Raw genomic sequence first — 18976 nt, forward strand, 5'->3', positions numbered from 1 at the left:
GCCTGTGGTCGGGAGGTGGTCACCCGTGCTCACGTCACGCTCCCGGTCCGGGTTCCGTCGCATCGGGCCGACGGGTGTCGACCGCGACCAGCCGGAACTCGGCGGTCCGGCGACCGCCGGTCGGGTCGGTCAGCCAGAGCTGCTCGGGTGTCGGCAGCATCTCGCTCAGCCGCAGGGACGCGTCCGGGCCGGCGCCCTCGACGGTGCGCCGCACGGCGCGGGCGAAGCCGTCGACCGAGGCGAGGCTGGCGAAGTCGAGGAAGAACGGCTTCTTCTCCACCGGGGTCTTGACGAAGACGTACCGGGGCAGGCCGCGGTCGCGCTGCCAGCGGCGTACCTCGCGGAACCGCTCCGCCTCGTCGGCGGTACGGGCGAAGTCGAGTCCGGCGGCGGCGAAGCGCCAGTTCTCCCGGGCGATCACCACCCGGTCGACGGTGATGCGGGGCCGGTGGTCGGCCGGCGGGAGCAGGTCGAAACGCTGGATCAGTTGCAGCATCAGGGCTTCGCCGACAACCTCGGTGAGCGGGAGGGCGTACTTGCCGTCCCGGGTCCGTACGGTCAGGGTCCCGTCGCGCGACTCCAGTACGCAGTCCGCCACCGCGACCGCGGTACGCGGGTCCAGCCCGCAGCTGTCGTGCCCGAAGACCAGGCGCAGGTCCCGGTCGGTGATCAGCTTGTCGGTCAGCCGGGACGGTGCCCCGCCCTCCTCGCCGGTCGCGGCCAGCACCACCCGGGCGCCGGGCAGGTCCGCCCGCATCGCGGCGACCAGTTCCTCCGGCTGCGGGTGCTGGGCCATGAACAGGGCGGAGCGCAGCGTGTTCACCCCGGGGTGGACCTCGCCCACGACCCACTGGAAGTCACCCCGCGCGATCGCCTCGGTGCCGTCGGCGACCAGCATCACGTCCGGCGAGTGCTGGTACGCGCCGATCCAGCCCGGTCGGGGTGCGGCGAACGCGGCGGCCACCCGGTCGGCGATGCTCGCCGAGTCGAGCTGGATCCGCCGTTGCCCGTCGAGGTCCGGCAGCAGCCGGCTCCACCGGTCCTGCAACCCCCGGATCACCGGTGCGATCAGCCGTTCCGGCAGGTCGAACAGGAGGTCGTTGGCCCAGAGCCAGAAGTCGGCGAACGGCACCGTGGTCTGCGCGGTCCGGCCTACCAGTTCGGTGTACCGCTCCCGGCAGGCGCGGCCGAACAGGGCGGTCCCGGCGAAGGTGAACCAGCGGGCGCTCTCCAGCAGCAGGCTCAGCGCTGGCCAGAGGGTGCCCATCAGGTCGGTGGAGAGGGTCACCCGGTCCCCGGCCCGGCAGTCCTCGTAGACGAGGGTGCGGCCGGCGTACACCCTGCCTGCCCGGCGGGTCGCGGCGGCGCCGGTCAGCTCGGTGAACGTGGTGTCGAGTCCGGCCAGGGCGGCGCCGAGCCGGTCGGCGTCGCCGGCCGCCGCGGCGACCGCGTCCCGGGCCCGGACCAGGTCGTCGAGGGCGTGCAGCGCCGGTTCGCGTACGGCGGGGTCGGTGACCGCGTTCAGCCGGTTCCGGACCGCCCGCTCGGGGAAGAGGTCCTCCTTCGGCACCTCCAGCGACCAGGTCACCCGGTGTGCGTCGCGCAGCTCGGCCAGCAGCCGGTACACCTCGTCCGGCGAGGTGAGCCCGGTGCTCGGGTCGGCGACCAGCTCGGCCGCGATCTCCAACGCGGTACGCGTCCCGTCGGCGGCGGCGAGCAGCCGGGCGGTCACCGGGGGCAGCGGTGCCGGTGGGGTGAGCGGCAGGAGCAGGTGGTCGTCGAGCACGCTCAGGAACGGCAGCCGGCGCGGGATCAGCCACGGGGCGAGCCGCGGGTCGCGTTCGGTGAGCGCGTCCGCGAGCCCGCTCATCGCCCAGTTCTCGAAGTAGACCGTACGGGCCGCCAGCGGGACCGGGCCGTGTTCGATCCGCAGCCCGGTCCCGCCCGGAGCGACGGTGGCCCAGCCGACCGGGCCGAAGAAGCCGATGGTGTCGTTCTTGACGCAGTACCGCTGGAGGTAGGTGGCGACCAGTGCCTCGTGCTGCCGGTGCTTGGAGTCACGGGCGGCCGGCGGTTCGCCGTCGACCGGCCCGGTCCGGTGCAGCAGCGGGTCCAGGCCGGTACGCAGGGCGTGCCGGTTCTGCCAGGTGACCGCCTCGCGCAGGAGTGGGTCGGCGGCGGCGGCGCGCAGTCCGGCGCTCCGCCGGGCACTGGCCCGCTCGTGCGACCGGGCGAAGGCCAACCGGTCGGCCCGTACCCGGTCGACGGCGTCGCCGAGCGCGGCCCGGTTCTCGGCCAGCAGGGCGGCCAGCGACGGATCGGCCACCGGTGGCAGCTCGTCCGGTACCACCCCCTGGCGGACCTGCCGGTCGGCCCGGTTCCAGCGGGACCGTTGCTCGGTCGGGGCGCCCCGGCGGGCCCGGTGCAGGTTGTCGGCGAGGGCCCGGCGCACCTCCGCCAACCGGTCCTCGCCGGCCAGTACGGCATCGGTCTGCTGTACGTGTTCGGGGTCGCCGAGTCCGGTGAGCGGCCCGACCGGGAAACCGGCGGCGCGCAGCCCGACCCACCGCCACATGGCCCACGGCCCGGCGCCGGGCCGGACCAGGTGCGCCGGACCGGGGACGGTCTCCGCGACCGGCTCGGTGACCGGCGCGGTCGTGGGTACTGGCGCTGGTGCGATTGTGGTTGTTGCTGCTGGTCGCGGGGTGGTGAGGGTGGCGGTGCCGGTGCGGTAGGCGCCCCGGTCGCGGGCGGTGATGCGTACCGGCGGGGGTTCGGGGGTGGCCCGCCGGCGGTCGATCTCGGCGGCGAGCGAGGCCAGATTGTGCTGGTCGTACACGGCGCGCACCGGCAGGTCGACACCGAAGCGCTCGGCGGCGAGGAAGGCCAGCCGGGTGGCGAGCAGCGAGTTCCCGCCGAGGGCGAAGAAGTCGTCCTCGGCCCGGCCCACCTCGGCCCCGAGCAGGTCGCCCCAGAGGGCGGCGAGCAGGACCTGGGTCGGGTCGGTCAACGGCCGCTCCGGAGCCGGCCGGGCGGGCAGGGTCGGGGCGGGCAGCGCGTTCCGGTCCACCTTGCCGTTGCGGTTGAGTGGCAGCTTCGGCAGCAGGACGTACCCGGCCGGGCGGAGGTAGACGGGCAGGTGCGCTACCGCGTACGCGTCGAGTTGCGGTTCGTCCAGTGTCGCCGTACCGACCGAGCCGGGGCTGACGTACGCGACCAGCCGGCGGCGCTCGCCGTCACCGTGCACCACCACGGCGACCTCACCGACCAGCGGGTGGGCCCGCAGGACCGCCTCCGCCTCCGCCGGCTCCACCCGGAAGCCTCTGATCTTGACCTGGCGGTCGATCCGGCCGAGGAACTCCAGCGTGCCGTCCGGACTCCACCGGACCCGGTCCCCGGTGCGGTACATCCTGGCGCCGGGGCGGGGGTCGAACGGGTCGGGCAGGAACCGCTCGGCGGTCCGGCCGGGTTCGCCCAGGTAGCCCCGGGCCAGGCCGTCGCCGCCGGTGTACAGCTCACCGGGCACCCCGACCGGGACCGGCCGGAGCAGTCCGTCGAGGACGTAGACCGTGCTGCGGGGCACCGGCCGCCCGATCGGCACCGGTGCCGGTACGGCCGCCGGGTCGGTCATCGGGTGGCAGCAGGTGAAGGTGGTGTTCTCGGTCGGCCCGTACCCGTTGATCAGGGGTCGACCGGCGCGGACCCGCAGCGCGGCGCGGACCGCGCCGGGGTCGAGCACGTCGCCGCCGGCCAGCAGTTGGTCTACTCCGGCCAGCGCGCCGGGGTCCTGCTCGACGACCTGGTGGAACAGCCCGGCGGTCAGCCAGAGCACGCTGATCCGCTCGGCCCGCAGCAGCCGGGCGATCTCCGCCGGCCCGAGTGGATCGGGTGGGGCGACAACCAGGCGACCGCCGTTGAGCAGGCTGCCCCAGAGTTCCAGGGTGGCGGCGTCGAAGGCGGCCGAGGCGAGGTGCAGGACCGTCTGGTCCGGGCCGAGTCGCAGGTAACCCGGCTCGTGCACCAGGCGCAGCACGGCCCGGTGCGGGACGCCCACACCCTTGGGCGTCCCGGTGGAGCCCGAGGTGTAGTTGACGTAGGCCAGGCTCTCCGGCCGGGTGGGGCGCTCGGGGGCGGTGGTCGGAAGTCCGGCCAGTTCGGCGTCGATCCGGTCGAGGTCGATCGTCCGGGCGCCCTCGGGCAGCGGGGGAGCGCCCCCGATCGTGGCCGGGCCGACGCCGGTCGCGGTCAGCACCACCGGGTCGCCGGCCGCGGCCAGCAGGTCCCCGGTCCGGGCCGGCGGGTTCGCCGGGTCGAGCGGCAGGTACGCCGCGCCGGCCCTGACCACGGCCAGCAGGGTGAGGACCAGCCGTACGGACCGGGGCAGGGCGACCGCCACCTGCTGGTCCGGGGTGACCCCGCGCCGGATCAGCAGGTGGGCGAGCTGGTTGGCGCGTGCGTCGAGTTCGGCATAGGTGAGGGTGCCGTCCACCCCGGTCAGCGCGACCGCGTCGGGTCGTTCCCGCACCCGTTCGGTGAAGCGGTCACCGATGGTGCCGGTCGCCTCGGTGGCGGTGTCGGCGAGCCGGTCGTGGCCGGCCCATTCGCGGGTGAGCCGGTGTTCCTCGGTCGGGTCGAACAGTGGCAGCGCGGCCACCGGTGCGTCCAGCCCCGAGGCGAGGCCGACCAGCAGGTTGGTGAAGTGGCGCAGCATCGCGTCGGCGGCGGCGTCGGTGCACCGGCGCCGGTCGTGGTAGAGCAGCACCCGCAGTACCGGTTCGCCGAAGACGCAGACGGTCACCGGCGGACCGGGGTGCCGGAGCACCCGGGCGGTACGCCCGTTCCAGTCCGGGACCGAGCCGCGCAGCGCGGTCTGCAGGTCGCGGTGCTCGTACATGAGCAGGCTCTCGAAGAGCGGTTCGCTCGGCGGCAGTTCGCTCCAGCGCTGTACGGCGGTGAGCGGGGCGACCTGGTGGGACCGGACGGCGTCGATCTGGGCCCGTACCTCGACCAGCCAGTCCCGTACCGTCCGCCGGGGGTGCACGTCGATCCGGAGCGGCACCGTGTTGATCAACATGCCGATGATCGTGTCGGCCTGTTCGATGCTGCCCCGGCGGCAGCTCCGGACCGCGCCGAACACCACGTCCTGCTCGCCGCTGTACCGGTGCAGCAGCACCGCCCAGGCGGCGTTCACCAGGGTGCTCAGCGGTACGCCGACCGCCTGCGCGGTCCGCTCCAGGGCGGCGCTGTCGGCGGGGTCGAGCGTACGGGTGAGTTCCCGTACCGAGTCCGGTTCGCGCGGCGGGACGTCGGCGGCCGGTCGCAGTGGCAGCGGCGTCGGCACCGTGACCCCGCTCAGCCGGGTACGCCAGAACCGCTGGTCGGCGGCGAGCGGCCGTTCTCCGGCCCAGACCGCGAAGTCCTGGAACGGCCGGCGGGCCACGGGTACGGGGGTGTTCCCGGCGACGATCGCGGCGTACTCGTTGAACACCTCGGTCAGCAGCAGGTGCACCGAGCGGCCGTCGAGGATCACATGGTGCAGGCTGAACACGATGGTGTGCCGGTCGGCCGCGTGCTCGATCAGGCCGACCCGGACCAGGGGGGCGGTCGCCGGGTCGAACTCGCGGGACCGGTCGACGGCGAGGAACCGGTCCAGTCGCGCCTGCCGGTCCGGAGGGCCGTCGGTGCTCTCGTCGCGCCAGTCGTACCGGTGCACCGGAATGGTGACCTCGGGGTGCACCCGCTGGGTGGCCCGGTCCTGGGCGAGCCAACTGAACGTGGTCCGCAGGGCCGGGTGACGCCGGGTCGCGGCCTGCCAGGCGGCGGTCATGACGACCTGGTCGAGCGGTTCCGGCCAGTCGATCACGACCTGGAGGATGTCGACGCCCGAGCCGGGCTCGAAGCGGTTGTGGAACAGCAGTCCCTGCTGCAAAGCCAGTACGTCGTAGCACTCACCGTCTGGTTGCGCGGCGTTCGGTTGGTCGTCATCGACCTCGGTTGCGCTACTGCTGGTCGACCGCACGGTCTGCTTTCCTCCTTTAGTGATGCGGCCTGCTTTGTCGGCGCACCATGAAATGTCGCCGGTTAATGCACGCCGGTGCTCGGTCGGGCACACGAGGGCATCGCGAGGCGGTCGGAAAGGTGGAAGATTTCGCGCTGGTATCGGGGGTGCCCAAAAAAATACGAGAGCCATTCAGATCTGTCAACACTGGGGCGCGATCGGGCCAGCGTGGCGTCAGGTAGGGAGATAGGAGCCGATTTGACCACATTCTCTATGACAAAAAGCCACGAAGTTGTCGTTACCCGGCCCTGTCCGTGTTGGGGGTACCCATTCAAGAATGCCGGACCCCGCGGGGGGCCACCGGGGTTGCCGGTCGGCCCGGGTGGCCGCCATTCGTTGCAAAAAACAAAAGAAGATTAATGATTCCGTACGGATCCAGGGTGCATTCGCGGGCGCGCTGCTCATTCCCGTCTTGGCATACAAAAACGGGCGCCTCGAACAATCGAGACGCCCGCTCGCGGTTGCGAACCGGATCACACCCCGGCGGTCAGCCACTCCCGCAGGCCCCGCGGGCGCAGATCGGTCCACACCTCGTCTATGTGGGCCAGGCAGGTCGCCCGGTCACCCTCGACCCCGGCCCGCTGCCAACCCGGTGGCGGCTCGGACCCGACCGGCCAGATAGAGTACTGCTCTTCGTCGTTGACAACTACGTGGTAGCGACGCTGATCCTCGGCTTCTTCCACGGGCACACTCCACACATGGGGGGCTCGGCGGCCTGGGACGGTGACAGGTGACTATACATCGATCCCGCGAGCACGGTGCCGATCGACGATCGGCGTTCGTCGTACGCGCGCGGCTTGGGGGTAACAGGTGAGCGAGCGCGGCGGCGCGCACGGATCACGCTCGGAGGACACCGCGGCCGACGCGGTGCCGAGCCGGTCCGAGACCGATCTCGTCGTGGTCACCGGGGTCTCCGGCGGCGGTCGCAGCACGGTGGCCCGGGCCCTGGAGAACGTCGGCTTCTACGTGGTGGACAACCTGCCGCAGGCGCTGATGCTGGACATGGCCGAGCTGGCCTTCCAGGCCGGCGGGACCACCCGGCAGACCGCGATGGTGCTGGACGTACGCAGTCGCGCCTTCTCCACCGACCTGTCCGGGGCCATCCGGGCGCTCAAGGAGCGCGGCTTCCAGCCCCGGGTGGTCTTCGTCGACGCCGACGACGAGGTGCTGATCCGCCGCTTCGAGAGCGTCCGGCGCTCGCACCCGCTCCAGGGTGACGGGCGGCTCGCCGACGGCATCGCGGTCGAGCGCGGCCTGCTCGAGGAGGCCCGCGAGCAGGCCGACGTGATCATCGACACCAGTCATCTCAACGTCAACCAGCTCCGCAGCCGGGTGGAGGAACTCTTCGGCGGTGAGGACGCCCGACGGCTCAAGGTCACCGTCCTCTCCTTCGGCTTCAAGTACGGGCTGCCCCCGGACGCCGACTTCGTGCTCGACGCCCGGTTCCTGCCGAACCCGTACTGGGTACCGGAGCTGCGCGAGCACAACGGGCGGGAGGAAGCGGTGAGCCGGTACGTGCTGGGCCAGCACGGTGCGACGACCTTCGTCGAGACGTACGCCCGCCTGATCAACGCGACCGCGCCCGGCTTCGAGCGTGAGGGCAAGCGGTACCTGACCGTCGCGGTCGGCTGCACCGGCGGCAAGCACCGCAGCGTGGCGATCGCGGAGGAACTCGCCAGCCGGCTGCGCCAGGCCCGGCTGGCCGCGAACGCCCAGCACCGCGACCTGGGCCGCGAGTGACGGCGATCAAGGTCGTCGCGTTCGGTGGCGGCCACGGCCTGTCGGCGTCCCTGCGGGCCCTGCGCCGGTGCGCGCCCGACCTCGAACTGGACATCACCGCGGTGGTGACCGTCGGTGACGACGGCGGCTCCAGCGGCCGGCTGCGCGCCGAGCGGGGCGCGCTCCCCCCGGGTGACCTGCGCCAGGCGCTGGTCGCCCTGGCCGCCGAGTACCCGGCCACCCGGCGCAGCGCGGAGCTGTTCCAGCACCGGTTCACCGCCGGGGGCAACCGGCCGCCCGACGAGGACCCGCTGGCCGGTCACGCGGTCGGCAACCTGGTCCTGCTCGGCCTGATGGAGCAGCTCGGCGACCCGGTCGCCGCGCTCGACCACGCCGGGGCGATGCTCGGCGCGATCGGGCGGGTGCTGCCCATGTCCTGCCAGCAGATCGGGATCGAGGCGCGGGTACGCGGCACCGACCCGACCCGGCCGGAGGCGGTGCAGACCGTACGCGGCCAGCACGCGGTGGCGGTGACCCCGGGACGGGTGGAGTCGGTGCGGCTGACCCCGTCCGGACCGAGGGCCTGCCGGGAGGCGGTCGTCGCGGTCGGCGAGGCGGACTGGTTGATCTTCGGTCCGGGTAGCTGGTACACCAGCGTGATCCCGCACCTGCTGGTGCCGGAGCTGGCCGCCGCGATCGTGGCGAGCCCGGCCCGCCGGCTGGTCACCCTGAACCTGGCGAGCGAGCAGGAGACGCTCGGCCTGTCGGTGGCGGACCACCTGGCCGCGCTGCGCTGGTACCTGCCGGAACTGCGGGTCGATCTGGTTCTTGCCGACGGGAAAGCCGTAGGTGACCCCGAACCGGTCGATCGTGCGGCAGAATCGCTGGGTGCGCGGCTGGTGCTCGCTCCGGTGGCTGTCCAGGACGGCAGCCCACGACACGATCCCGATGCATTGGGAGCCGCGCTGGTGCCTGTCCTGGGCGCCGATCGTTAAGCACGTACGAATCACCGGCATCATGCCGGAACCGGCCACGAGGTGACGACAATGGCGATGACAGCTGCGGTCAAGGACGAGCTGAGCCGGGTCGACGTGCCCAAACCCTGCTGCCGCAGAGCGGAGATGGCCGCCCTGCTGCGGTTCGCGGGCGGCCTGCACATCGTCTCCGGGCGGGTGGTGGTGGAGGCGGAACTGGACACCGGCTCGGTCGCCCGGCGACTGCGCCGCGAGGTGGCCGAGGTGTACGGCTACCCGAGCGAGATTCACGTACTCGCCTCCGGTGGGCTGCGCAAGGGCAGTCACTACATCGTCCGGGTGGTCAAGGACGGGGAGGCGCTGGCCCGGCAGACCGGGCTGCTCGACGTCCGGGGTCGGCCCGTACGCGGTCTGCCGCCGCACGTGGTGGCGGCGAACGTCTGCTGCGCGGTCGCGGCCTGGCGGGGTGCGTTCATGGCGCACGGCTCGCTGACCGAGCCGGGCCGCTCCTGCGCGCTCGAGATCACCTGCCCCGGCCCTGAGTCGGCGCTGGCCCTGGTCGGCGCGGCCCGCCGGATCGGGATCACCGCCAAGGCCCGCGAGGTACGCGGCGTCGACCGGGTGGTGGTCAAGGACGGTGACGCGATCGCCGCCCTGCTGACCCGGATCGGTGCCCACGCCAGCGTGCTGGCCTGGGAGGAACGCCGGGTCCGCCGCGAGGTACGGGCCACCGCCAACCGGTTGGCCAACTTCGACGACGCGAACCTGCGCCGTTCGGCGCGGGCCGCGGTGGCCGCCGCCGCCCGGGTGACCAGGGCGCTGGAGATCCTCGCCGAGGAGGCACCCAACCACCTGACCTCGGCCGGGCAGTTGCGGCTGGAGCACCGTCAGGCGTCGCTGGAGGAGCTGGGCGCGCTGGCCGACCCGCCGCTGACCAAGGACGCGATCGCGGGGCGGATCCGGCGGCTGCTGGCGCTGGCCGACAAGCGGGCGCGGGACCTGGGCATCCCGGACACCGAGGCGGCGGTCACGCCGGACATGCTGGCCGTCTGAGGGTTCGGCCGCGGGTGGTCGGCCAGGCCGTCCCACCTCGACAGTGCCCGAAAAATCCCCCGACGGGGGTGGGTTTACGCCCCGACGCAACGAGGCGACCCCCGCTCCGATAAGGTACCGAGCGTACGGCGACGGGGCCGGAACCGGTTACTCGCGCCGTATTCACCGCCTCGGGCGGTCAGGTCCTCGGACCGCGGCGGGGTGGCCGATTACTATCGGCGGCCGACTCCTGCGGTCGGCGCGCACACTTCCGACGGCGATCGGGCTGAACGCCGTCGGACCAGACTGCGAGGAGATGGCCTGTGACCATCCGGGTTGGCATCAACGGCTTTGGCCGAATCGGCCGTAACTTCTTCCGTGCGGTGCTCGCCTCGGGCGCCGACATCGAGCTGGTCGGCGCGAACGACCTGACCGACAACGCCACGCTGGCGCACCTGCTCAAGTACGACAGCATCCTCGGCCGCCTGCCGCACGAGGCGAAGGCGACCGCCGACGAGATCACCGTCGGTGGGCACACCTTCAAGGCGTTCGCCGAGAAGGACCCGAGCAAGCTGCCGTGGGGCGACCTGGGCGCGGACGTCGTGATCGAGTCGACCGGCTTCTTCACCGACGCCACCAAGGCGAAGGCGCACATCGACGGCGGCGCCAAGAAGGTCATCATCTCCGCTCCGGCGAAGAACGAGGACGTCACGGTCGTCATGGGCGTCAACCACGACCAGTACGACCCGGCGAAGCACAACATCATCTCGAACGCGTCGTGCACCACGAACTGCCTCGCGCCGATGGCGAAGGTGCTCAACGACACGGTGGGCATCGAAAAGGGTCTGATGACCACGATCCACGCCTACACCCAGGACCAGAACCTCCAGGACGGTCCGCACAAGGACCTCCGCCGGGCCCGCGCCGCCGCGCTCAACATCGTGCCGACCTCGACCGGTGCCGCGAAGGCCATCGGCCTGGTCCTGCCGGAGCTGAAGGGCAAGCTCGACGGCTTCGCCCTGCGGGTGCCGATCCCGACCGGCTCGGCCACCGACCTGACCATCACCGCCCGCCGCGAGACCTCCGTCGAAGAGGTCAACGCCGCGCTGAAGGCGGCCGCCGAGGGCCCGCTCAAGGGCATCCTGGTCTACACCGAGGACGAGATCGTCTCCACCGACATCGTCACCGACCCGGCCTCCTGCATCTTCGACGCCGGCCTCACCAAGGTGATCGGCAACCAGGTGAAGGTCGTCGGCTGGTACGACAACGAGTGGGGTTACTCGAACCGGCTCGTCGACCTGGTCAAGCTGGTGGGTTCCACGCTGTGAGCATCGGTACCCTCGACGATCTGCTGGCCGAGGGGGTGTCGGGTCGGCGGGTCCTCGTACGCGCCGACCTGAACGTCCCCCTCGACAAGGCCAGCGGGGCGATCACCGACGACGGGCGGATCAGGGCGGTACTGCCGACCCTGACCGCCCTGCGGGACGCGGGCGCGGCGATCATCGTCTGCTCGCACCTGGGGCGGCCGAAGGGCGCGCCGGACCCGCAGTACAGCCTCGCCCCGGTCGGTGACCGCCTGGCCGAGCTGCTCGGATCGCCGGTGACCTTCGCGACCGACACCGTGGGCGAGTCGGCCCGCGCCGCCGTCGACACGATCGCCTCCGGTGAACTGGTGCTGCTGGAGAACCTGCGGTTCAACCCGGGCGAGACCAGCAAGGACGAGGCCGAACGGGGTGCCTTCGCCGACCAGCTCGCCGGGTTCGCCGAGGCGTACGTCGACGACGCGTTCGGCGCGGTCCACCGCAAGCACGCCAGCGTGTTCGACGTACCGGCGCGGTTGCCGCACGTCGCCGGCCGGCTGGTGCTGCGCGAGGTGGAGGTGCTCTCCCGGTTGACCGGTGAGCCCGACCGCCCGTACGTGGTCGTGCTCGGCGGGTCGAAGGTCTCCGACAAGCTCGCGGTGATCGAGGCGTTGCTGCCGACGGTCGACCGGCTGCTCATCGGTGGCGGGATGTGCTTCACCTTCCTCAAGGCCCAGGGCCACGGGGTCGGCACCTCGCTGCTCGAGGAGGAGATGGTCGGCACCTGCCGGGACCTGCTGGCCCGCGCCGACGGCAAGATCGTGTTGCCGCTGGACGTGGTGGCCGCGACGGCGTTCGCGCCGGACGCCGAGCACGAGACGGTGCCGGCGGAGTCGATCCCGCAGAACCGGCTCGGGCTGGACGTCGGCCCGCGTACGGTGGCCGCCTTCGCCGAGGTGATCAGCGGCGCCAAGACGGTCTTCTGGAACGGCCCGATGGGCGTGTTCGAGATGCCGGCGTTCGCGGCCGGCACCCGGGGCGTCGCCGAGGCGATCACCGCGGTGAACGGGTTCACGGTGGTCGGTGGCGGTGACTCGGCCGCCGCGGTACGCGCACTCGGCCTGGACGAGTCGTCGTTCGGTCACATCTCGACCGGCGGGGGTGCCTCGCTGGAGTACCTGGAGGGCAAGACCCTCCCCGGTATCGCCGCCCTGGAGCAGTGATGGCTACGCCTGCACGCCGGCCCTTGATGGCCGGCAACTGGAAGATGAACCTGAACCACTTCGAGGCCAACAAGCTGGTCCAGGACCTGGCGTTCCGGCTGAACGCCCAGCAGCTCACCGACGTCGAGGCGGTGGTCCTGCCGCCGTTCACCTCGCTGCGCAGCGTGCAGACCGCGATCGAGGGCGACAAGCTGCTGATCGGGTACGGCGCGCAGGACCTGTCGCCGTACCCGCCGGGTGCCTACACCGGGGACATCTCCGGTCCGATGCTGAGCAAGCTCGGCTGCCAGTACGTGGTGGTCGGGCACTCCGAGCGTCGGGCGTACCACCACGAGGACGACGTCGTGGTGAACGCCAAGGTGGTGGCGGCGCTCGGCAGCGAGATCACGCCGATCCTCTGCATCGGGGAGGGGCTGGACGTCCGCGAGGAGTCCCGCCACGTGGTGCACTGCTGCGACCAGCTCGACGCCGCCCTGCGGGGGCTGACCCCGGAGCAGGTGGCGCAGGTCGTGGTCGCGTACGAGCCGGTCTGGGCGATCGGCACGGGCAAGACGGCGACCCCGGAGAACGCCCAGGAGGTCTGTGGGGCCGTCCGCGAGCGGATCGCGGAGTCGTTCGGCCGGGCCACCGCGGACCAGGTTCGGGTCCTCTACGGGGGCTCGGTGAAGTCCTCCAACATCGCGTCGATCATGGCTCAGCCGGACGTCGACGGCGCTCTGATCGGCGGCGCGAGCCTGGACGCCGAGGAGTTCGCGAAAATCTGCCGGTTCCCGGAGCACATCACCGCATAGCCGGCCGCTATTGTTGACGGGCCCGTCACGAGAGGACTGACCCTTACCATGCTTCCGATCCAGTTCGCATACACGTTGATCGTGTTGCTGGTCATCACGAGCGTGCTGCTCACCATGCTCATCCTGCTGCACCGCGGCAAGGGTGGCGGGTTGTCGAGCATGTTCGGCGGCGGGGTGAGCTCCAGCCTGGCCGGTTCGTCGGTGGCGGAGAAGAACCTCGACCGTTACACGGTTCTGGTGGGCGTTGTCTGGTTTGCCTGTATTGTCGGCCTGGGCCTCTGGCTCAAGCTCGCCATGTCCAGCTGACTGCCTGCCGCAACTCGCAACAACTGCGCGCGGTCCGTACCAACGGGCCGCGCGCAGCCGTTTTGTCGCACCGCGTCGCAACACGCCGCCACCGGCACCGGTGGTGGTTCCCCTCCGACGACAGGAGCGAGCAGCGTGAGCAGCGCAATCCGTGGTACCAGGGTCGGCGCCGGGCCCGCCCGTCCGACCGGCCGGTCCGAACCGGCACCCCGCCGCCCGGTCACCTACTGGTGTGCCAACGAGCACATGGTGGAAATCCTGCTGGCGGCCGAGGTGGCACCGCCCGAGACCTGGGACTGCCCGCACTGCGGCCAGCCGGCCGGGCAGGACGTGCACAACCCGCCGGGTCGGCTCCGCGCCGAGCCGCACAAGTCACACCTGGCCTACGTGAAGGAACGGCGCAGCGACGCCGACGGCGCGGCCCTGCTCGACGAGGCGCTCGCCGCGCTGCGTCGCCGCCGCGGCGAGCACTGACCCATCACGGCCGGGCCCCCGGTCACACCGTCGGGCCCGGCCGCGGGTCGGCTCAGCGCAGGCTGCGGAAGGTCGGCTTGACCTCGGTCGCCGCCGCCCGGTCCAGCAGCCACCGGGTGCGCTCCACCCCGTGTACGCCGGCCGCCGGCAACTGCAGCGCACCGGCGCCGGCCAGAGCCATTCCGACCGCCCGTGCCTTGTCGGCACCGCCCGCCACCAACCAGACCTCCTCGGCCGTGTTGATCGCCGGCAGGGTCAGCGTGATCCGGATCGGGGGCGGCTTCGGGCTGCCCCGTACGGCGCTGACCGGGCGGGTCTCGTAACCCACCGGGTGCTCCGGGAACACCGAGGCCACATGGCCGTCCTCGCCCACCCCGAGCATCAGTACGTCAAAATGGGGCAGGGAGGCCGTACCGGGCCGTGCGGCGGCCTCCAGGGTTGCCGCGTACCGGGCGGCCGCCGCCTCCGGATCGGGCCCGTCCGGCCCGTCCGACGGTGGCATCGCGTGCACCCGGTTCGGATCCAGCGGCAGTACGTCGAGCAACGCGGCCCGTGCCTGGGTCTCGTTGCGCTCCGGGTGACCGGACGGCAGGAACCGCTCGTCACCCCACCAGACGTCGACCCGGGACCAGTCGATGGCGTCCCGGGCAGGCAGGTCCCGTACCGCGAGGAGAACCGCGGCGGCGATCCGACCACCGGTCAGCACCACCCCGGCCTCGCCCCGGTCCGCCTGCGCGTCGATCAGCTTGACCACCAACCGGGCCGCCACCACCTGGGCGAGTACGGCCGCGTCGGCATGTACCTCAACACTGGTCTCGCTCACGTCGCGGATCCACCGGGTCCGGCCGGTGCCGCAGTGCTGCCCTGCGCACCCGCGGGTACGGCGGGCCGACGCGGCGGCGTCGGGTCCTTCCAGATGTGCACCCGCTGCCCCGGTCGCGCGTCCAGGCCGGTGAGGCCCGTGCTCGCGCTCAGCGCCTCGGCGTAGATCTGGTCGGCGTCGAGTCGCCGCAGCTCCTCGGCCAGCTCGTCACCGAGCGGGCGACGGGTCAGCGGCAGGTGACGGTCCGCCTGCCCGGTCCGCTCGAAGGTCGCGGTGTTGTTCTCCCGGGTGAGCACCAGCCGGTCGCCGTTGGCGCAGTCGAGCTCGACCGAGCGCATCCGGGCGTACTCGTTGGTGTCCTGCCACTGCGGCGCGACGCCGAGCCGGGCGGTCAGCCAGCCGATCATCAGGGCCGCCGTCGGGTCGGTGCTCGGCGCCACCACGGTGGCGTCGGTGACCCTGGCCGCGGTGGTGTCGAACGCGCCGGCCACCAGGGTTCGCCACGGGGTGATCCGGGTCCAGGCCAGGTCGGTGTCACCGGGGGCGTAGTCCACCGCCCGCTGACGCAGCGCGTCGATCGGGTTGATCGCCTGCGCCGCGTCGGTGATCCGCCGGTCCGCGACCACGCCGAGGAAGTCGTTCGCGATCTGCGACGGCGGCTCGCTGTGCCACCAGGTGACCACCGGTACGTCCGGGACCAGCAGCGGCATCACCACCGACTCGGCGTGCAGCGCGAGCCGGCCGTACATCCGCATCACGACGGCCTCGCACGGACCGAGCCGGCCGCCAACGACGATCTCCGCGTCCAGCCGGCTCTGCTCCCGCTCGACGTCCGAGCGGACCACGACCAGCAGCCGGCACGGGTGCGCCGCCGCGGCGATGGTGGCCGCCGCCTCGGCCTCGCGGACCCGCTTCTCGTCCACCACCACGATGAGCGTGAGCGCCATCCCACTGGCCACCCCGCCCGCGCTGCGCCGCTCCGCGGCCAACGCCTTCACCACCTCGTTGCCGGTGGTATCCCATAGGCCGATCAAAGGAGCCTCCTGGTCTGCTCGCCGAGCCCGGCGGTACGCACGCTCACGCCCGCCGCCATGCCCGGCCCTCTCGTTCCAGCAGCTCGTCGGCGGCCCGGGGCCCCCACTCGCCGGCCCGGTACGGCTCCGGCCGGGTGCCCCGCCAGGCGGCTTCGAGCGGGTCGATGACCTGCCAGCTCTGTTCCACCTCGGCCGCGTCCGGAAAGAGCGTCCGGTCCCCGATGAGCACGTCGAGCACCAGCCGCTCGTACGCCTCGGGGCTGGACTCGGTGAACGCCTCGCCGTACTGGAAGTCCATCGCGATGTCGCGGACCTCCATGGTGGTGCCGGGCACCTTCGCGCCGAACTTCAGCACCACGCCCTCGTCCGGCTGCACCCGCACGACGAGCTGGTTGTTGCCCAGCATCTCCATGTCGGTGGCGTTGAACGGCAGGTGCGGTGCCCGCTTGAAGATGATGGCCACCTCGGTGACCCGGCGGGGCAGCCGCTTGCCGGCCCGGATGTAGAACGGCACCTCGGCCCACCGCCGGTTCTGGATGCCCAGCCGGACCGCGACGTACGACTCGGTGGTCGAGTCCGGCGGGATGTCCTTCTCCTCCAGGTAACCGACCGCCCGTTGTCCGGCCACCCACCCGGGCAGGTACTGCCCGCGTACGGTTCCGGTGGCGACGTCCTTGGGGATGGTGATCGCCCGCAGCACCTTGAGCTTCTCGGCCCGGATCTCGGCGGCGTCGAAGCTGGTCGGCTCCTCCATCGCCACCAGGGCGAGCAGCTGCAACAGGTGGTTCTGGAGTACGTCGCGGGCGGCGCCGGCCGAGTCGTAGAAACCGGCCCGGGAGCCGATCCCGACGTCCTCGGCCATGGTGATCTGGACCGAGTCGACGTACTTGGAGTTCCACAACGGCTCGAAGAGGTTGTTCGCGAACCGCAGCGCCATGATGTTCTGGACGGTTTCCTTGCCCAGGTAGTGGTCGATGCGGAACACGTCCTCGCGGGTGAAGACGTCGTCGACCAGGTCGTTGAGCGCCTTCGCCGACGGCAGGTCGGAGCCGAACGGCTTTTCGACCACGACCCGCCGCCAGCCGCCGGACTTGGCGTTGTCCGCCATCCCGGTCCGGGCGAGCTGCTTGAGCACGATCGGGAACGCGGCCGGCGGGATGGAGAAGTAGAACGCCGCGTTGCCGGCGATCCCGTGCGTGGTGCGCAAGTCGTCCAGGGTCTCGGCGAGGTGGTCGAACGCCTCGTCGTCGTCGAACGAGCCGCCGACAAACTTGATGTTGCCGGCCAGCCGAGCCCAGACCTCGTCCCGCCAGGGCGTACGGGCACCCTTGCGCGCGGCCTGGTAGGCCAGCGACTCGAAGTCGCCGTCCCCCCAGTCCCGCCGGGCGAACCCGAGCACCACGAAGCCCGGGGGCAGCAGCCCCCGGTTCGCCAGGTCGTACACGGCCGGCAGCAGCTTCTTCTGGGCCAGGTCACCCGTCACGCCGAAAATCACCAGAGCCACCGGCTCCGGGATGCGAGGTAGCCGCCGGTCCTGCGGATCGCGCAGCGGATTCACGGCGTCTCCTTCCTTGCTCAGCCCTGGGCTCATCTCAGCTCCGCAGCTCTCGTACCGCGTCGAGGAGTTGGCTCACGCCCGCCGCCCGGTCGGTCAGGTGCAGGCGCAGCACCGGACGGTTGCGGCCGGCGAGCGCCTGCCGGTCGCCGGCAGCCTGCGCCGCCTGCAGCTCACCGAAGGTGTACGGCTTGCCCGGCACCGGCAGGTCCTCGGCGACCGCCCCGGTGATCTGCAGGTACGAGCCGACCTGCGGGCCACCCTTGTGGTACTGGCCGGTCGAGTGCAGGAACCGGGGTCCCCAGCCGAAGGTCACCGGGCGACCGCTCGCACCGGCGAGCAGTGGGCGTACCTGGCCCGCGTCGGCGTCGCCGAACCGGTCGAGGTACGCCATCACGCCGAGGTAGCCGTCCGAGCCGAGGCCGTCGATCAGCCAGCGGAGCACACCGGGCAGGTCGCCCGGGGCGCCGGCGGGGGCGTACACCTCGATGGAGCCGGCGGTGAACGACGGCGTCTCGGCCGGCAGTCCGCCGTCCAGGATCCGGTTGGTGTTCTCCTTGGACTCGGTGACGTTCGGCTGGTCGAACGGGTCGATGCCGAGCACCACCCCGGCCAGCGCGGTGGCGTACTCCCAGGCGAGGAACTGGGCCCCGAGCGGGCCGTTCACGGCCAGGTCGGGGGAGATTCCGGCGCCCGGGGAGGTGCCCGGGGTGAGCGCCCCGCCGTAGGTGACGGTGAGTACGTCCGACCCGGTCGCGCCGGGTACCTGCGGCGACTCCACCACCACCGGCAGGATGCCGACACCGCCCTTGCCGGTCGACTCGGCGATGAGCTGCTCGGCCCAGTCGCCGAGCCCCTCGATGCCGGTGCCGTCCGAAATCAGGGCGATCTTGTCCCGGCCCACGGTGGCGGCGGTGCCGAGCGCGGCACCGAGCGCGAGGCCGGGGTTGTCCTTGTCCCCGGCGAGCGACCCGGCCAGTTCCTCGGCCTGGTCCAGCAGTTCGACCACCTCGACCCCGGCCAGTGCCGAGGGGACCAGGCCGAACGCGGTCAGCGCCGAGTACCGGCCGCCCACGTTCGGGTCGGCGAGGACAACAAAGGCGCCCATCTGGGCGGCGGTGTCGGCCAGCGGGGAGCCGGGGTCGGTGACGATCACGAAGTGCCGTCCGGCCTCGGCCTCGGTCAGCCCGGCGTCCAGGAACGCCTGCCAGTACGCCCGCCGGTGGCTGTCGGTCTCCACCGTGGAGCCGGACTTGCTGGCGACCACCACGACGGTGTTCAGCAGCCGGTCCCCGAGGGCGGCCCGGACCTGGCCCGGGTCGGTGGTGTCGAGCACGGTCAGCGGTCGTCCCAGGGTGCGGGCGATGACCTCGGGGGCGAGCGACGAGCCACCCATCCCGGCCAGTACGACGTGGTCGAGGTCGGCCAGTTCGGCCTTGAGTTCGGCGAGCTGGGGGAGGAGTTCGCGGCTGCGCTGGTGGGTGTCCACCCAGCCGAGCCGCTTCGACGCCTCGGCCTGCGCGTCCGGCCCCCAGAGGGTGGCGTCCTTGGTCGCGAGCCGGCGCGGGGCGTCGTCGGCGACCAGGGCGGCGCGGGTGGAGCCGGGCGCGGAGGCGTCGATCGCCTCCGCGCCGTGGACCGTCAGTCCGGCCGCCGCCTCCGCGCTCCCCAGGTCCTGGGTCACGG

General features: G+C 72.2%; 14 protein-coding genes. 8 read left to right on the forward strand and 6 right to left on the reverse strand.

Features of this window, described 5'->3' with window-relative positions:
• Positions 1-34: 34 nt before the first annotated feature.
• A complete protein-coding gene (locus ACWEFB_RS18620) occupies positions 35-6019 on the reverse strand; it encodes an amino acid adenylation domain-containing protein (protein WP_452286963.1) in 5985 nt (1994 codons plus the stop codon).
• Between the two features lie 512 nt (positions 6020-6531).
• On the reverse strand, positions 6532-6741 hold the full coding sequence (locus ACWEFB_RS18625) for an MbtH family protein (RefSeq protein ID WP_452286965.1): 210 nt from the start codon (positions 6739-6741) through the stop codon (positions 6532-6534).
• 184 nt (positions 6742-6925) lie between these two features.
• Here ACWEFB_RS18625 and rapZ point away from each other — a divergent pair, with 184 nt between their 5' ends.
• The 8 genes from rapZ (at position 6926) to ACWEFB_RS18665 (ending at position 13878) form a co-directional block, all read left to right on the forward strand.
• Positions 6926-7798, forward strand: coding sequence for an RNase adapter RapZ (gene rapZ / locus ACWEFB_RS18630; RefSeq protein WP_452287133.1), 873 nt, complete (start codon positions 6926-6928; stop codon positions 7796-7798).
• On the forward strand, positions 7795-8772 hold the full coding sequence (locus ACWEFB_RS18635; protein ID WP_452286967.1) for a gluconeogenesis factor YvcK family protein: 978 nt from the start codon (positions 7795-7797) through the stop codon (positions 8770-8772). The genes rapZ and ACWEFB_RS18635 overlap by 4 nt, the downstream gene beginning before the upstream one ends.
• A 51-nt stretch (positions 8773-8823) precedes the next feature.
• The gene (gene whiA, locus ACWEFB_RS18640) at positions 8824-9804 is read left to right on the forward strand and encodes a DNA-binding protein WhiA (protein WP_326556946.1); all 981 of its coding nucleotides are present in this window, start codon (positions 8824-8826) and stop codon (positions 9802-9804) included.
• A gap of 302 nt (positions 9805-10106) precedes the next feature.
• Positions 10107-11111 (forward strand): type I glyceraldehyde-3-phosphate dehydrogenase, encoded by a 1005-nt coding sequence (gene gap, locus ACWEFB_RS18645; protein WP_452286969.1) that lies wholly within the window; start codon positions 10107-10109, stop codon positions 11109-11111.
• Positions 11108-12307 (forward strand): phosphoglycerate kinase, encoded by a 1200-nt coding sequence (locus tag ACWEFB_RS18650; protein WP_326556948.1) that lies wholly within the window; start codon positions 11108-11110, stop codon positions 12305-12307. The genes gap and ACWEFB_RS18650 overlap by 4 nt, the downstream gene beginning before the upstream one ends.
• On the forward strand, positions 12307-13098 hold the full coding sequence (gene tpiA, locus ACWEFB_RS18655; protein WP_452286971.1) for a triose-phosphate isomerase: 792 nt from the start codon (positions 12307-12309) through the stop codon (positions 13096-13098). Before ACWEFB_RS18650 ends, tpiA begins: the two co-directional genes overlap by 1 nt.
• A gap of 48 nt (positions 13099-13146) precedes the next feature.
• On the forward strand, positions 13147-13404 hold the full coding sequence (secG, locus tag ACWEFB_RS18660; RefSeq protein ID WP_326556950.1) for a preprotein translocase subunit SecG: 258 nt from the start codon (positions 13147-13149) through the stop codon (positions 13402-13404).
• Positions 13405-13539: 135 nt separating this feature from the next.
• Positions 13540-13878: an RNA polymerase-binding protein RbpA gene (locus ACWEFB_RS18665; RefSeq protein ID WP_326556951.1), complete on the forward strand. Its 339-nt coding sequence runs from the start codon at positions 13540-13542 to the stop codon at positions 13876-13878.
• Between the two features lie 52 nt (positions 13879-13930).
• On the opposite strand, the gene pgl is transcribed toward ACWEFB_RS18665, so the two are convergent.
• Genes pgl through ACWEFB_RS18685 form a run of 4 tightly spaced genes read right to left on the reverse strand, consistent with a single transcriptional unit; the run spans position 13931 to position 18974 of the window.
• A complete protein-coding gene (gene pgl / locus ACWEFB_RS18670; protein ID WP_452286973.1) occupies positions 13931-14701 on the reverse strand; it encodes a 6-phosphogluconolactonase in 771 nt (256 codons plus the stop codon).
• The gene (locus ACWEFB_RS18675) at positions 14698-15735 is read right to left on the reverse strand and encodes a glucose-6-phosphate dehydrogenase assembly protein OpcA (RefSeq protein ID WP_452286975.1); all 1038 of its coding nucleotides are present in this window, start codon (positions 15733-15735) and stop codon (positions 14698-14700) included. The genes pgl and ACWEFB_RS18675 overlap by 4 nt, the downstream gene beginning before the upstream one ends.
• A gap of 43 nt (positions 15736-15778) precedes the next feature.
• A complete protein-coding gene (gene zwf / locus ACWEFB_RS18680; protein ID WP_452286977.1) occupies positions 15779-17326 on the reverse strand; it encodes a glucose-6-phosphate dehydrogenase in 1548 nt (515 codons plus the stop codon).
• Position 17327: 1 nt separating this feature from the next.
• Positions 17328-18974, reverse strand: coding sequence for a glucose-6-phosphate isomerase (locus tag ACWEFB_RS18685; protein WP_452287135.1), 1647 nt, complete (start codon positions 18972-18974; stop codon positions 17328-17330).
• Between the last annotated feature and the right edge of the window lie 2 nt (positions 18975-18976).

This window comes from Micromonospora sp. NPDC004704 (assembly GCF_053601675.1).

Excerpts from the sequence above, each read along its gene's own strand:
- zwf (WP_452286977.1), bottom strand. The coding sequence starts at position 17,326 with ATGAGCCCAGGGCTGAGCAAGGAAGGAGACGCCGTGAATCCGCTGCGC.
- secG (WP_326556950.1), top strand. The coding sequence starts at position 13,147 with ATGCTTCCGATCCAGTTCGCATACACGTTGATCGTGTTGCTGGTCATC.
- tpiA (WP_452286971.1), top strand. The coding sequence starts at position 12,307 with ATGGCTACGCCTGCACGCCGGCCCTTGATGGCCGGCAACTGGAAGATG.
- whiA (WP_326556946.1), top strand. The coding sequence starts at position 8,824 with ATGGCGATGACAGCTGCGGTCAAGGACGAGCTGAGCCGGGTCGACGTG.